General features: G+C 39.5%; 13 protein-coding genes. 7 read left to right on the top strand and 6 right to left on the bottom strand.

Translation table 11 applies throughout. The features are described 5' to 3' along the window. Positions 1–4: 4 nt before the first annotated feature. The 3 genes from ACXAD1_RS13045 (at position 5) to ACXAD1_RS13035 (ending at position 2867) form a co-directional block, all read left to right on the top strand. Positions 5–304 carry a hypothetical protein gene (locus tag ACXAD1_RS13045; RefSeq protein WP_474910247.1) on the top strand — a complete coding sequence of 100 codons (300 nt, stop codon included), beginning with the start codon at positions 5–7 and terminating at the stop codon, positions 302–304. Between the two features lie 94 nt (positions 305–398). Next, positions 399–1334, top strand: coding sequence for a transporter substrate-binding domain-containing protein (locus ACXAD1_RS13040; RefSeq protein WP_474910246.1), 936 nt, complete (start codon positions 399–401; stop codon positions 1332–1334). Positions 1335–2150: 816 nt separating this feature from the next. Further along, positions 2151–2867: an MOSC domain-containing protein gene (locus ACXAD1_RS13035; protein ID WP_474910245.1), complete on the top strand. Its 717-nt coding sequence runs from the start codon at positions 2151–2153 to the stop codon at positions 2865–2867. 839 nt (positions 2868–3706) lie between these two features. Here ACXAD1_RS13035 and ACXAD1_RS13030 read toward each other — a convergent pair. The 4 genes from ACXAD1_RS13030 to ACXAD1_RS13015 all read right to left on the bottom strand — a co-directional run bounded on the left by ACXAD1_RS13030 (position 3707) and on the right by ACXAD1_RS13015 (position 7667). Then, positions 3707–4147 carry a CHRD domain-containing protein gene (locus ACXAD1_RS13030; protein WP_248347699.1) on the bottom strand — a complete coding sequence of 147 codons (441 nt, stop codon included), beginning with the start codon at positions 4145–4147 and terminating at the stop codon, positions 3707–3709. A 390-nt stretch (positions 4148–4537) separates the two neighbouring features. Beyond that, positions 4538–5128 (bottom strand): YolC/YozM family protein, encoded by a 591-nt coding sequence (locus tag ACXAD1_RS13025; protein ID WP_474910244.1) that lies wholly within the window; start codon positions 5126–5128, stop codon positions 4538–4540. Between the two features lie 474 nt (positions 5129–5602). Beyond that, positions 5603–6370, bottom strand: a complete 768-nt coding sequence (locus tag ACXAD1_RS13020) for an alpha/beta fold hydrolase (protein ID WP_474910243.1) — start codon at positions 6368–6370, stop codon at positions 5603–5605. A gap of 559 nt (positions 6371–6929) precedes the next feature. Further along, positions 6930–7667, bottom strand: coding sequence for an IclR family transcriptional regulator (locus ACXAD1_RS13015; RefSeq protein ID WP_474910242.1), 738 nt, complete (start codon positions 7665–7667; stop codon positions 6930–6932). Positions 7668–7844: 177 nt separating this feature from the next. Here ACXAD1_RS13015 and ACXAD1_RS13010 point away from each other — a divergent pair, with 177 nt between their 5' ends. The 4 genes from ACXAD1_RS13010 (at position 7845) to ACXAD1_RS12995 (ending at position 12720) form a co-directional block, all read left to right on the top strand. Further along, positions 7845–8699, top strand: a complete 855-nt coding sequence (locus ACXAD1_RS13010; RefSeq protein ID WP_474911307.1) for a dimethylarginine dimethylaminohydrolase family protein — start codon at positions 7845–7847, stop codon at positions 8697–8699. 40 nt (positions 8700–8739) lie between these two features. Further along, complete coding sequence (locus ACXAD1_RS13005) at positions 8740–9543, top strand: dimethylarginine dimethylaminohydrolase family protein (RefSeq protein ID WP_474910241.1); 804 nt, start codon at positions 8740–8742, stop codon at positions 9541–9543. 49 nt (positions 9544–9592) lie between these two features. Then, a complete protein-coding gene (locus tag ACXAD1_RS13000) occupies positions 9593–11227 on the top strand; it encodes a M20 family metallopeptidase (RefSeq protein ID WP_474910240.1) in 1635 nt (544 codons plus the stop codon). An 86-nt stretch (positions 11228–11313) separates the two neighbouring features. Beyond that, positions 11314–12720 carry an amino acid permease gene (locus tag ACXAD1_RS12995; protein WP_474910239.1) on the top strand — a complete coding sequence of 469 codons (1407 nt, stop codon included), beginning with the start codon at positions 11314–11316 and terminating at the stop codon, positions 12718–12720. A 304-nt stretch (positions 12721–13024) separates the two neighbouring features. Here the strand turns inward: ACXAD1_RS12995 and ACXAD1_RS12990 are convergent, their stop codons facing one another. Then, on the bottom strand, positions 13025–13444 hold the full coding sequence (locus tag ACXAD1_RS12990; RefSeq protein WP_474910238.1) for a GlcG/HbpS family heme-binding protein: 420 nt from the start codon (positions 13442–13444) through the stop codon (positions 13025–13027). Positions 13445–13578: 134 nt separating this feature from the next. After that, the gene (fdhA, locus tag ACXAD1_RS12985) at positions 13579–14796 is read right to left on the bottom strand and encodes a formaldehyde dehydrogenase, glutathione-independent (RefSeq protein WP_252244972.1); all 1218 of its coding nucleotides are present in this window, start codon (positions 14794–14796) and stop codon (positions 13579–13581) included. Between the last annotated feature and the right edge of the window lie 139 nt (positions 14797–14935).

The raw sequence follows: 14935 nt of genomic DNA, 5'->3' as shown, positions 1-14935 counted from the left end.
AGACATGGACTATATTTTTGAAGATGAGGAGCTAGTAGTCGAAGATGTCAAGGCGATCCCAGCTGGTGATGTCCCATCGTTGAAGCGAAAGCTTGCTGAAAATCCAGGTCTGGCCACTGTGAGAAATGTCGCAGGAGACAATAATGACCAGTGTAATTACTTGGGAGTTTCGCGGCAAGGCCTTAATAGGATTAACCTAACGAAGAACGAGAGCTCAATACATAAGCATGATACAGGCAAGAAAGGATCAATGGCTTCAACGTGTTTGTGTTTAAGAAATATAGGGGCTATTTTCCTCGTATAAACGAACTGTTTTCTCGAAAATTCAGAAAATAAATTTACTTTATGTACCTTCCTAAAGATAATAGACATAACCAATTGAATAGGAGGGAAACAGTTTGCAAAAAAAAGTACTTATCGTGTTTGCACTTTTTGCATTATTGATTACCGGAGGGACAAGCCTGTCGCTTGCCGACAGCCAAACCGAGCAGCTTGAGTTAAACGGAAAGACGTTAAGCACGGTTACTGTAAATGAAAAACCTTATGTATCAGTGAAACAGGTGGCCGAGGCTGCAGGAGGGTATGTAGATAAAAAGGCCAATACATTCGTCATTAGCTCAAGACTCGACCGTATTTTAAAGAAAGGTGTGATTCGGGTAGGTACAACTGGTGACTATAAGCCATATACGTACTTTAATCCGAAAACAAAAGAGTTTGAAGGCTATGATATCGAAGCGGCTAAATTAATGGCAGCAGACCTTGGGGTCAAGATCACTTTCGTTAAAACTTCCTGGCCAACCTTAATGGAGGACCTCCATAAAAATAAGTTTGATTTAGCGGTTGGCGGGATAAGCCGCAATACCGATCGGCAAAAAACAGCACACTTAACACATCCTTATATTAATGACGGAAAGGCTCCTTTAATCCGACAGGAAGATAAAGAGAAATATACAAGCTTGGAAGCAATTGACCAGCCAGATGTCACCATCGGAGTTAACCCGGGGGGAACCAACCAAAAATTCGTGGATGCCAACATTACACAGGCGAAGGTTGTCGTAATCGAAAACAATCTGGATATTCCTAACATGGTTGCTGAGGGAAAAGTAGACGTGATGATTACCGACAGCATTGAGGCCATCTACTACGCAAGCCAGGATTCCAGGCTGTATGCGGCTCTGACGGACAATACGTTCACGAAAAGCCAGAAAGGCTACCTTATGCATCGCGGGGATGCGGTATTTCAGAACTGGGTCAATCTATGGATGGAGGAGATGGAGCTCAATGGAGAATTTGGCCGATTAAAAGAAAAATGGATTTACAATAAGGGAGAATAATAGAAAAGATAGGCAAGGCTTCTATTTCCTATGCCAACCTCTTTTTCGATTCAGCCGTGTAAATTCTATTAGAAAAAGAGATGACAGAAAAAAACGGATGGTTTTGCTGCAGAAATACTACAGGTTTAACTTCAGGTGTGAGTGTGGCTGCCAGTACAGCAGGAAAACGATCTTCCTTAAAGGCGCGATTCTAAAGCAGGAATTGTGCTTTTTCTTTATGTTAAGGGCCAGATTGTGGAGGAATAGTGAAGGACTTGTTCATTTCTGTTTATGGGTAGAAAACCTTCAGCAAGAGGTTGAACGATTAAAAGAATTGAACACCCATTTTGTTTTGAAAAATGACGAGTTCATTAATTATATAGAAAATGGTCACTTATGTAAGTTAAAAGCACTAGAAGGAACGATCGTGGAATTACGTGATAACAAAGGAATTTAAGGGGCTATTATTTGAAGTTTCAATGGATAGGAGAAGTTGTAAACTTAGATAAGCACTCAATTAATATGGCAGAACAATCCGTTATCGGGTTTGGAAAAGGAAAAAAAGAAAGAGAAGTGTATTTTAATACTCGATGTAGTATTTGGTTAATGGGACTCGAAAAAAGTGAAACCACCAGAGTCTTTCGTACCTGGGTGGACATCTTAGACGTGAGTTATATAAGAAATTTTTTTAGGTATTGCTGATGCAGCATTTTTCAATGAACAAACGGGGCAGGTTAGTTGGTGAAGGACAAGGAATAGTTTAAGGAGATACAAAATAAAATGCAGGAGAGTTAATCATACTAACGTGCAGTTTGGTCAAGTATAGGGGGATAAACTTTGAATCAAAAGAAAGATCGTATAGGAAGAGTCAAAGAAATCAATAGGTTTCCTGTGAAATCAATTTTGGGGGAGTCTTTATCCTCTGCCCTAGTTGATAGCCGAGGCGTACTTGGAGACCGTTTATGGGCAATAAAAAATGAGAATGGAAAATTTGGCAGTGGTAAGACTACACGACGCTTTCAACAGATGGAAAGTTTATTTAACTATAAAGCAAGATATGAGGGGAACACTCCTCTATTAACTATGCCCGATGGAACAGAATATCGAGGTGATCAGGATGGGATAAACAAAGCATTAAGTGAGTTGTTAGGGTTTCCAGTAACATTGGCAAAGGAAGAGTCAATATCACATTTCGATGAAGGGCCAATAAGTATCATCACAACCTCAGCGTTAAAAATGTTAAGTAAGGATTTAGGAGAAATAGTAGACCCTCGTCGATTCCGAGCAAACTTGTTAATCGAAACAGAAGCAACAGGCTGTCTTGAGGATGAATGGGTGGATCGACAAATTCAAATAGGAAAAAGTGTCACTCTGAAAATTGTTGCCCCACTTCAAAGGTGCATTATGGTCAACAATCCTCAAGAGGAACTAAAACAGGATGCTCGAATATTGAAAACCTTGGTAACTAATCATGCTGCAATGTTTGGTGTTTGGGCAAAGGTGGAACAATGTGGTGAGGTAAGTGTTGGGGATGAGGCAATATTACTTGGATAAAATGTGCAGAGTGTTTGTTCTGCATGTATAGTAAATTACTTCACGTAAAATGTGCAAGAGTTGAAGATCAGGGCTGTCGTTGTGGCAGCTTTTTTATTCAAGTGAATTAGCATTAAAAAAGCTTAATGTGCAACCTGAAGTCCTGGCAAAAAAGGTAAAGCGATGGCCAAAGTTACTACAGGTTTTATATTCCCCTATCATTTGGGGTGCCTATTGGGACTCTAACTGCTGCGTATATAGACTGGCATTATATTTATCTCATTATTGCAGGATTAACACTTATAAATTTGCTCTTGTTAAACAGATTAGTTCCCAAATTAGAAGCAGAAAACTCAATTCCACTGAAAAAACAATTATTAGTAATAAAGGACAAGAAGGTTATAACCGGACTTTTAACAACAGTATTTTGGATATTGGGATACACCTTGGTCTTTGCATATATTTCGCCGGGTTATAGAAGATTTAGCAGATTTTTATTGGAAAACAGTAGTAGAGGATGGACCGTCGGCTAAGGATGGCATTAAAATTTTCGAAAAACCATACCAAACCTGAATTCACTTAGATGATGAAGATGCTGGTTCAGATGCAGTATATTTTCATACTCCTAATCCAAATGAAGGAACTTGTAGCACCTTAACTATTCAATACTAGGGCGCGATTATCTAAAGATGTTCGGTCTATTTTATGTTTGGACAATTTTCTTAAATTATACTCAATAAGAAAATTGAAAGTGAAAAGAAGATGAATAATCCATCTTTTAGGCAGGATGATCATCTTCTTTTTTTCTAATATATTCATTACCTTTAATACATATATTAAAAGCCTAAAAAAACATACAGTTAGTAAGTAACAGGGAAAATTTGACCCCTAATTTCTCCGTCAGGATTTTGTTCAGTATGAGCGTTTACATACGTTTGTTCTTTTTGCATAAGTTTTAGTAAGTCATTGACATCATCAACACCTACATTATTTTCGACGATATCCTTATCTGTAATAATTCCAGTAATTATTCCTCGGCGAGTGCTTATCCCATTTTGTTCTTCTAAAGTCATTAAATCAGCCCCAAATAGGAAAACGAGAACGGGTCCATTGACACCACGTGCACCAAAGTGAATATGTGCTTGAACGAAATTTTCAATATCATTTACTTCTAGATGGAATTTAATTTTTGTACAATGCTTGTTAGAGATAAATTTAGCCACTCCAAAAGCTTCTGTTTTTACAGGAGGCACTTCGTTTTTACCTCTGAGCTTTGCGATAAATTTCTCCAAATTGGTCACCTCCTTAGTAAACTATTTTATTGTATGTAAATCGAAGGATACGTGTATAGGCAAGATGATTAGAGGATGAAAAGGGGCATCAATGAAATATACGAGTTATATAGTTCAATAACATCAGCAAAAATTAGTTCACTACATGTTCAGTAAAATGGCGCATTTCTAAAAAATGCGCTCACAATAGTAAAAGGCACCTTTCTTAGGCACCTTTAAGTAGCTGGCTGAAGGCTAAATTCACTGTCTAAGTTCAGTTTATGGATACTATTTAACAATGAATGGTGTATAACAAGGCGGCACACTTTGTTCAACTGGAAGGGCATCATTCGGTGCTTAAAGTATGGCTTTGTTAGAGATTTTCCCTAAAGGGATTTTGGCTTGCGGCAGCTAAAAGGGCTATTGTTTCTGTCTAGAAAGAAGGATTTTCACATTATCTGCTTTTTTAATTTGTATTCTAAATTTAAAATTTTTAGGAGTATTGGTATCATAAGAGGCTAAAAAATTTTTTAGTTCAGTTTCAAATTCCTCAATAGATCTTTCACTCGTTTCTGCTATATCAATTTGTACAGTTGGTTCTGGGTCGATAAAACTAATTACTTTTTGAATATCTTTATATTTTTTTCTTTCTATATATTCAAATAGAACAGTTTCTAGATTAACTAAGTTATTCTCTGCCTCTACTTTCTCCAGAGGTTTTTTTTTGATGTCATAACTATATTGCGCCAGATCTTCTTTAGCAACTTGCTTTGTTAGATATTCCATTAGTTCTTTTTCACTCTTTGCTGCATCCATAAAAATATAAATAATTGATTCTTCATGACTTACTGAATAGCCAAATAAACCAAATTCATCATTCACTAAATCTAGAACAGACATGATCTGGCTGCTCTTATCTTCCTCGTTAATGGGAACATCATCTTTTTTTACAATCAAATCAAATACAAATAGCACAGCAACTATTATTAAGGTAGAAGCAAACTTCTTCATGCCATCCTCCTTTAATAACAGTTTACCATATTCATCCAAAAGAAAATGTTGCTTTTGCATAAACGGGTAGAAAGTAATCTGGTTTTGAAACTAGATATTTATATATGGGGTCTGTCTCACGTTACATACTCTACAAACGGGGCAGCCGTTTTCACTTCTTTTATTGAGGGAGTTGAAAAAGGATAATTGATAGCAAGGTTGAATATTAGTTTAAAAAAGGAAAATATCTAGGTGGAAGGGATTTAACGAATAAGGAGAACGATGATATAGATAATAGCAAAATAAATACAGATGATGGTTGGAATAGAGCCTTTTATGGGAGTCCTGCAATTGGGGGTTTGGTTGTTATATATTCAGAAGTGGGGAAGATGAAGTAATTATTGAACGTGCTCATGAAAAGATAGCCAAATAAAGAGAAGCCCGAGATGATTTATCAATAAGTAGTTAATGGTGACAGGTATCTATAGATACCTGTCATTTTGTGTTTACAAATTGAAAAATTAGCCGGTTAAGTTCTTTTGCAGCCTTGGTCGGGATACGGTGGTCAACATTCTCGATAAAGTATAATTCGTTTTGTGGCAATTTCTCATGCAATTGCTTTGCATAGGAATGAAAGGGCTTATCCTTCTTACCATAAACCAATAAGGTAGGCAATTTAATCTCATTAAGCTGATTGACACAATTGTATTTTAGACTATAGCGGTAATATTGCTCAATGTTGCGGTAATCCCCTTTTTTTGCTTCTGAAAACATATTTTTAAAAAGCTTGATATTATTTGAATTATTCCAGGAGATGGACCAGGCTAATAAGTTAATAGCCCCTTTGCTTGAAAGCTTGATTCCTAAAGAAATCTTCTTTCTCAAGTAATCGTCATTTACATCGGGCATTGCCCCAATTGAAATTCCCCCCAAAGCTCTTTCAGGAAACGTCAGCATGAATTCTAAAACAATAGATCCGCCAGTAGAATATCCGCATAAAAATGCTTTATTTATATTAAGGTGGTCCAATAGTCGAATGATATCCTCAATAATTAGTGGATAGGTTATTGGTTCTGGGGAGTATGGGCTTTTTCCGTGTCCGCGTATATCAAAAGTAATTATCTGAAAATTTTTTGAGAGTTCTTCTAATTGATATTTGAAGTTTACTGAAGTCAATACAGGCGGGTGGATAAAAACAATCGGAGTTCCGCTTCCTTTTACATTATAATACAGGCTGGCACTGTTCATATTTATCATTGGCAAGTACTGTCACCTCAATTACTTATTAATATTAAATTTTTTAGCCAATTTGTCTGATCAGGAAAGGATTAAACTGTCATTACATGGGTCAATGAAGACACAATAAATATTTTTCCATACTTTTTTACAAAAAATGCATAAGACCAGGGTAAGTAAAACGGAAAAAGGATATGAAGGAGCATTTCGTGTAGCATCAAAAACTATTTATACAATGGAATGGTATATATATTACTAATTGCAGGGAGGTAAAAGTTAGGGTACGAGTTAGAAGGAATTCTAAAGAGAAAGGATTTAATAGCAGAACGGATACTAGTATATATGCAAGAGACTAGAAAGGTACAGTGTGAAGGATGCATTTTTTCATTTCTAACGATTTAAAGTCTGAATCTATGAAATGGTTTTCTTAAGTGTTTTTGGGTTGAACAGGTAACTAATTTGTTGGTTAATTTACATTTCAAACGCAAGGCAATTTTTAACCTTGCGTTTTTTTTATTGTTATTTAGACTTAAGGACAATTTTCTTCCTAATCCTTGTTGTTAAAATGCACTCTTTTTTAATTACCTTAGTTTTTACTGCCTAATTTATTGCAGATTCGCATACCGTACTCGATTACTTTTTCAATTAAGCAGTTTTGTCTTTCTTCTGTGATATTGAAATTGACATATCCGATGCTTATGGCTCCCAGGAGTTCATTGGCGTGATCGAAAATAGGCGCAGCGACAGATGAGGTTCCAGGCGTTTGTTCGCCATGACTCTCCCCATAGCCCTGCCTTCTAACTTTGCTCAATAGTTTTATAAACGAATCTCTTTCCTCAGATGGCACTAAGGAATTAATAACTTTAACAGACTCGGAGTTTGGCATATTAGCTAACAGCACTTTGTTGGCTGCCCCAATATTCAGCGGGATACGAATCCCCAGCTGATCATTGATTCGAATCGGATTGTTGAGACAATCAATTCTTTCAACTACAAGTGATTCTAATCCAATAGGCTTGCTGAAATACACACTCTCCTCCACCTCATGCATTAATTTTTCCATCTCTGGGCGAATCAGTCCAACAAAATCAAAGGTGTCATACATTTTAAGTCCATATTCTAACCAGGTGTTACCCATGGAATACAATTTCAGATCTGGGTCCTGCTGAATAAGCCCGTACTGCTTCATGGATTGCAGGAGGCGATGAAGTGTACTGACAGGCAGGTCGCATTCCTTTGATAAATCTGTAATGGAAATCCACATTCTTGTGTCATTTTTAGACAAAACCTTGATTACCTGCATGGCGCGATCGATTGTCTGCATCTTTTATCCTTCCATTCCTTTTAATTTACATAAGTGTATTGAAATAAATTAGTCAGTAAATTCAAAATATATTGACATGAAGAATCTATCACTATAATATCATATTATAAGTTTTCCTGTCAGAGGAAACCTATTCCGATATGTGGAAAAAGGAGGTTAAGCCAATTGGTGACTTCAATGTACAAAAAGCTAAACACTGTCATTGTAAAGCATCCAAAAGAAGCCTTTATCAGTCAGGAGCATTTAAGAAGTGAGTGGAAAAAGTTTAACTACATCAGTGAGCCGGATTATATGAAAGCCCAGCAGGAATACGAACAGTTTCTATCCATAATCAAGAAGCATGTCGGCCATATTAAATTTCTGCCAGTTTCAGAAAAGGCGGGGCTGGATTCGCTTTATGCTCATGATCCCGTTAAATTTACGAAAAAAGGCGCAATGATTTTAAAATCAGGGAAAAAATTACGTCAGCCTGAAGCAGAAATTTATAAAGAATTTCTACAGGAAAAAAATATCCCCATTCTGGGAGAATTAACTGGTGATGCTATAGCTGACGGGGGAGATCTTGTTTGGCTGGATGACCGCACTTTATTAATTGGACGCGGTTATCGAACAAACGATGAGGCGATTCGCCAAATTAAAGAAATGACAAAGGATATAGTTGATGAATGTATAGTTGTCCAGCTCCCCCACGATCAAGGAGAAGAGGAGTGTCTTCACCTTATGTCATTTATAAGCATCGTGGATGAAAATCTTGCAGTGATATATTCACGGCTTATGCCGGTATTTCTAAGACAGATGCTTCTGGAACGCGGCTTCCAGTTGGTTGAAGTACCGGACGATGAATACCGGCGGCTCGGCTGTAATGTACTGGCTGTTGCACCGCGCATTTGTGTCATGGTTTCCGGAAATCCTCAAACCAAACAGGGACTATTGGATGCAGGGGCGACCGTCTATGAATACGAAGGTAATGAAATTTCATATTTAGGCACTGGAGGACCAACATGCCTCACATGCCCAGTAGAACGTATTTAACCGAAGCTTACAAATCAGAAAAATGATGGAGGAATAACACATGTTAAGAGAATCAGCAACAAAATCAGCAAAAGCTGCAAAAATGTTTCATAACACAATTGTAAAAAGACCCGGCTCAACTTTTATCAATGGATTAACAACATCTGACCTTGGAATACCTATTTTAGAAAAAGCATTAGAGCAGCATGATGCCTATATTGAAGCACTTAAAGCTTGCGGTACAGAAGTAACTGTCCTTCAAAGCAATGATCAATTTCCGGACTCTACCTTTGTAGAAGATACAGCTGTTTTAACTGCAGAGTTCGCCATTATTTCTAACCCTGGTGCGGAAAAAAGAAATGCCGAAATTCACGAAATAGAGCCGGCAATCAAATCCTTCTTTGATAAGATCTACTATATTAAAGCGCCTGGCACACTTGATGGCGGCGATATTTTACAAATCGAAGATCATTTTTACATTGGGATCTCTACCCGGACAAACCAGGGAGGCGCCGAACAGCTTAAGCAAATTTTAGAATCCGAAGGCTATAATGCAACCATCGTTCCATTACAAAAATTCTTCCACCTGAAAACCGGAATAGCATATATAGGCAATCAAACGATTGTCGCTGCTGGAGAATTTGTAGACCACCCGGATTTTAATTCCTATCAAAAAATTGTTGTTCCTCCGGAAGAGGAATATGCAGCAAACTGTATTCGCGTCAACGACTATATCATCGTCCCGTCCGGATACCCGCAAACAAAGCAAAAAATTAATGAAGCCGGCTTCCAGACGATTGAACTTGATACATCTGAGTTCCGTAAACTTGATGGGGGATTAAGCTGTTTGTCACTTCGTTTTTAAGACTAGTTAAAAAGGGTTGTTTTATTTTGCATAGAAGGAGCGTTTAGTTATGACACAGCTAAGGTGGGGAACCCCAGATGCATTGCGCAGGTTATTGTGCGAAGTAGTAAGCTGGAAAAGCATGACACATACGGAGGGAGAGCGTAATTTTTCTTTTAAAGTGACAGCGAAGCTCAAGGAGTTAACCTATTTTCGGGAGAATCCTGATCACTTGGGGCTCCATGATGCCGATTTAGGCCGTCGATTTGTTACCGCTTTATATAAACATCCGGATGCCACGGAAACGATCGTGTTAATCAGCCATTTTGATACAGTAAATACCGAAGAATATGGCGATCTTCAGGAGTACGCGCATCTCCCGGAGGAATTGACGAAATTGCTTCACTCCAGGGCAGATGAGCTGCCGGAAGAAGCCAGGCAGGATCTTCTCTCGGGAGAGTTCTTATTTGGCAGGGGCACGATGGATATGAAAATGGGGCTTGTCATGCATATGGGATTATTAGAAAAAGCTGCTGTTGAACGCTGGCCTATTAATCTTATTTTGCTGACGGTTCCAGACGAAGAAGTGAACTCATCCGGAATGCGTGCAGCAGTTCAGAAACTTTTAGAATTGAAGGAAAAACATCAGCTCACCTATAAGCTTTTCTTGAACGGGGAACCGGTATTTACGCAAGAACCGGGTGACAGAAACTATTATGTGTATTCAGGCTCTATTGGTAAAATCATGCCGGCAGCACTCTTTTATGGAAAAGAAACGCATGTGGGGGAACCGCTCAGCGGTATAACAGCGCCTTATATTGCCTCGTTTTTAACACAAAGAATGGAGTGGAATACAGTACTGCAGGAATCAGATAAGGGAGAGCAAACTCCGCTTCCGGTGACACTGCAGCAAAAGGATCTTCGTCTGGAGTATTCCGCGCAAACACCGTACCGTTCAGCGGCTTTGTACAATGTATTTTTAATGAAACGGAATGCCGGGGAAATCATGGATATATTCGAAAGGGTAGCGGTAACTGCAGCTCAAGCCTGCAGCGAAGCTTATAAGGAAATTTGTAAAGAACGGAATGCATCTCCCATCGGAGAGGTGCGGGTGCTGCGCTATGAAGAACTGGAAAAGCATGCTATTCGAAAATTTGGTACAGATTATGTTGCGGGCATCAAAGACTTTGTACAGAGAAAAGCGGAATGGGATGACCGGGAGAAATCTATCCGAATTGCTGATGAGTTAATCATTAAGTGTCAGGAGCTAACACCTGTAATTGTTCTGCTTTATGCACCGCCTTATTATCCGGCAGTCAATTCCTCTGAGGATGAGCTGGTCGCAGAATGCATCGAATATGTAAAACAACAAGGCTTTGAAAAGTTTGGACTGCCTGTTAACCAAGTACACTATTTTAATGGGATTAGCGATTTAAGCTATGTCAATTATCAGGATACGGGTGACGGCTGGATCGTATTTAAAGAAAACACGCCGGTTTGGGGCAGCAGTTACAGCATTCCATTCGATGAAATGACACAGCTTCAGGCACCGGTACTAAACGTAGGCCCATTCGGAAAAGACGCTCACAAACGAACCGAACGCCTCCACATCAAAAGCGCCTTCGAAGAAGTACCTGCCCTTGTAGAAGGGATGGTCAAAATGCTGGCAAAAAAGCACCTAATGGTTTCAGGCGCAGCTAGTTGACAAAATGGCGATTTTGTCCATGCAGGTGGACAATTCGCGCAAGCTTAATGTGCCTGATGCCAATCTAATTAAGGGATGTGATCTAGATGGTAGAGCAAGAGGGTCAGAAGAATCAATTAAACCGGTCGATGAAGCGCCGTCATTTGTTTATGCTTTCTTTGGGTGGAGTAATCGGGACTGGATTGTTTTTAAACGCCGGCTACACGATCAATCAAGCAGGGGCAGGAGGGGCTTTAATCGGGTATTTATTCGGTGGGGTCATTCTGTATCTTGTCATGGTTTGTCTGGGGGAGCTTGCTGTGTACATGCCTGTTACGGGATCGTTCCAGACTTATGCCAGTAAATTCATTAGTCCTTCGGCTGGTTTCTCATTAGGCTGGATGTATTTCATTGGATCAGCAACCACAGCTGGAGTAGAATTTACGGCTGCCGGAATTTTGATGAAACGCTGGTTTCCGGATATCTCCGTATGGGTATGGTGTGCAATATTCATCCTTCTTTTATTCGCACTCAATGCCTTAACAACAAGGGGCTTTGCTGAGGCGGAATATTGGTTTTCAGGCATTAAAGTTGTAGCTGTGATCTTCTTTATTATTATAGGCTTCAGTGCCATCCTGGGCATCATACCACTGGCGGACAGGCCGGCGCCATATATGGAACATTTAGCTCCTAAAGGCCTTTTCCCTGCTGGAATCGCCATCGTGTTTGTAACGATGATGAATGTTATTTTTTCCTATCAGGGATCTGAATTAATCGGGATTGCGGCCGGAGAGAGCGAGGAGCCTCAAAAGAATATTCCTCGTGCGATTCGAAATGTCCTATTTAGAATCATCATTTTTTATATTGCTTCTATTATTATATTATCCGCCATTTTCCCAACAAAAGAGCTCGGAATATTAGAAAGCCCGTTTGTAACCTTAATGGACCTGGCTGGAATTCCATTTGCCCCTGATATCATGAATTTTGTTATCTTAACAGCTATTTTATCAGTAGGAAACTCTTGTATTTATGCTTCGACCCGCTTACTTTGGGCGATGGCTCATGATGGAATGGCACCAAGAGTTTTTGGAAAAATCTCAAAACGGAAGGTGCCGTTCACTGCTCTGGTATTCACCATGATATTTTCACTTTTATCATTACTCACAAGCGTGTTTGCTGCTGAAACCGTGTTTGTATTATTAATGTCCATTGCTGGTATTTCTGTCACCATCTCATGGATGGGAATCGCGCTCTCTCAATTCATGTTCCGGCGTAAGTATATACAAGCAGGCGGAAAGGCAGAGGATCTAAAATACAAAGTCCCATTCTACCCAATCATCCCTCTGATTTGTATTATATTCTGTGTCTCTATCCTGGTATTCCTGGCCTTTGATCCAACTCAGCTGGCAGGACTGCTTATCGGAATAGGATTCCTGCTTGTCAGCTATATATTCTATTACTTCAAAAATCGAAAGACAGATAAAGTTCGTTCCAATAATGAGATTGGTGCGTGAAGGCAATCTTAGACATTTGTAAGTTTCTATGTAACTAAATGAATTAACCGGATGACCATGATGGCTGTCCGGTTTATTAGAATTATAGAGGGATATTGTAGTTTTCATAATTACCTATTCGAATAAACACTTACTTTCAAACGAGTTGATTTCATAGCACTCATCTGATAATGAGAATTTGCTGTAAAAAGTAAATACCACATGTTCATTTGGCTAAAAAACATGTGGTATAACTTATTCCCATTAAATGCTTGAAATTAATTTGTCAAAAAGATAACAGAAATAACAATTAACCAGAAAATTATTATTGAGAAAACTTGTTGCTAAATACTTGAACAGCAGCCTCTGCAACCTGGATATCATGGGGAACTGTACTGCCGCTGACTCCCACGGCGCCTGCCACTTTTCCATCATTGACCAGAGGGATTCCTCCGCCAAAAACGACAAGGCGTCCATTGTTAGTTGTATTCAAACCATAAAGCTCAGCTGCAGGAACCGTTGCATCGGCTAAGTTTGCAGAAGGCATTTTTAAGGCAACTGACGTCCAGGCTTTATTTTGGGCAATTTCGATGCTGGCTAACCAGGCATCATCCATTCGGTGAACAGCAATTAGATTTCCACCCTCATCCACTACGGAGATAACCATGGAAACCCCAATTCTTTTTGCTTCTTCTTCAGCACCTGCAATAATTTGCTTAGCTAAATCTAATGTGATTTTGCTCATCTTAATGAACCTCCTAATCTTTTATGGTTAGATTACCGGGATCATATTTTTTCAAGCGTTTTGTTCACATACAGAATACTTTTTGCCTCAAAATTTGCTCACTCATATTTTTTAGTGAATGCTTCTGACAGACTTTATTTATTAAATATCCCGTGGGGGTCAATAACAAATTTCTTGGAAGCACCCTGATCAAATTCGGTATATGCTGCTGGTGCCTGGTCTAATGAAATCAACGTTGCATTTACAGCTTTGGCGATTTGTGCTTTTTCGTTTAGAATTGCCATCATTAAGTCACGGTGATAGTTCATAACGGGTGTTTGACCAGTCACAAAGGTATGTGCTTTTGCCCAGCCGAGCCCCAAACGGACCTTCAATGTTCCGCTTTTCGCATCATTATCGATCGCCCCCGGATCACCAGTAACATATAGACCTGGTATACCCAGCCGTCCTCCGGCACGTGTTACTTCCATTATCGAGTTTAATACAGCTGCTGGAGCTTCACCTGCTCCAGCACCATGTCCGTGGGCTTCAAAGCCTACACAGTCAATTGCGCAATCCACTTCTGGAATTCCTAAAATTTGTTCAATTTGTTCCCCCAGATTTGGATGTTCTTTTAGGTTAACCGTTTCACAGCCAAAGCTTCTTGCTTGGGCAAGTCGCTCGCTATTCAAGTCACCAACGATAACGACAGAGGCACCAAGAAGTTGAGCAGAATGGGCAGCAGCCAAGCCGACTGGTCCAGCTCCAGCAACATATACTGTAGAACCGGGCTTCACGCCAGCGCTTACCGCACCATGATAACCAGTTGGAAAGATATCGGAAAGCATGGTTAAATCAAGAATTTTCTCCATGGCTTGTTCTTTATCTGGAAATTTCAGTAATTGGAAGTCTGCATATGGTACCATTACATACTCGGATTGGCCTCCAACCCATCCGCCCATATCTACATAACCATAAGCGGATCCGGGACGATCCGGGTTAACGTTCTCACAAATATGCGTGTTGCGTTCTTTACAACTGCGGCAGCGGCCACAAGCAATATTAAATGGAACGGATACAAGATCTCCTTTTTTGATAAATTCAACATCGCGTCCAACCTCAATGACTTCACCCGTGATCTCATGGCCGAGAACGAGTCCCTCAGGAGCAGTCGTCCGGCCGCGAACCATATGCTGATCGCTTCCGCAAATATTGGTCGTAATGACTTTTAGAATTACCCCATGTTCACACTTACGGCCGACATTTAAAGGATTTACTCCGGGTCCGTCTCTTAGAATCAAATCCGGATAGCTAATATCTTCCACGGCTACCCGTCCTGCACCCCTGTAGATTACTGCTCTGTTTCCTGCCATTCTTGCATCCTCCATTCTATTTAAATAGTGATTTGGTTATCGTATAGATAGAGTGTTTTTTAGGATGCTCCACCCTAATTTTATAAAAAACCAAAATCCCAATTTTCTCTATCTTAAATATATTCTAAAAAATAATCCT

The organism is Cytobacillus sp. ABV4_503, assembly GCF_056158445.1.
The sequence above is the reverse complement of the archived record's forward strand: the minus strand, read 5'-3'. Positions and strand labels throughout refer to the sequence as shown.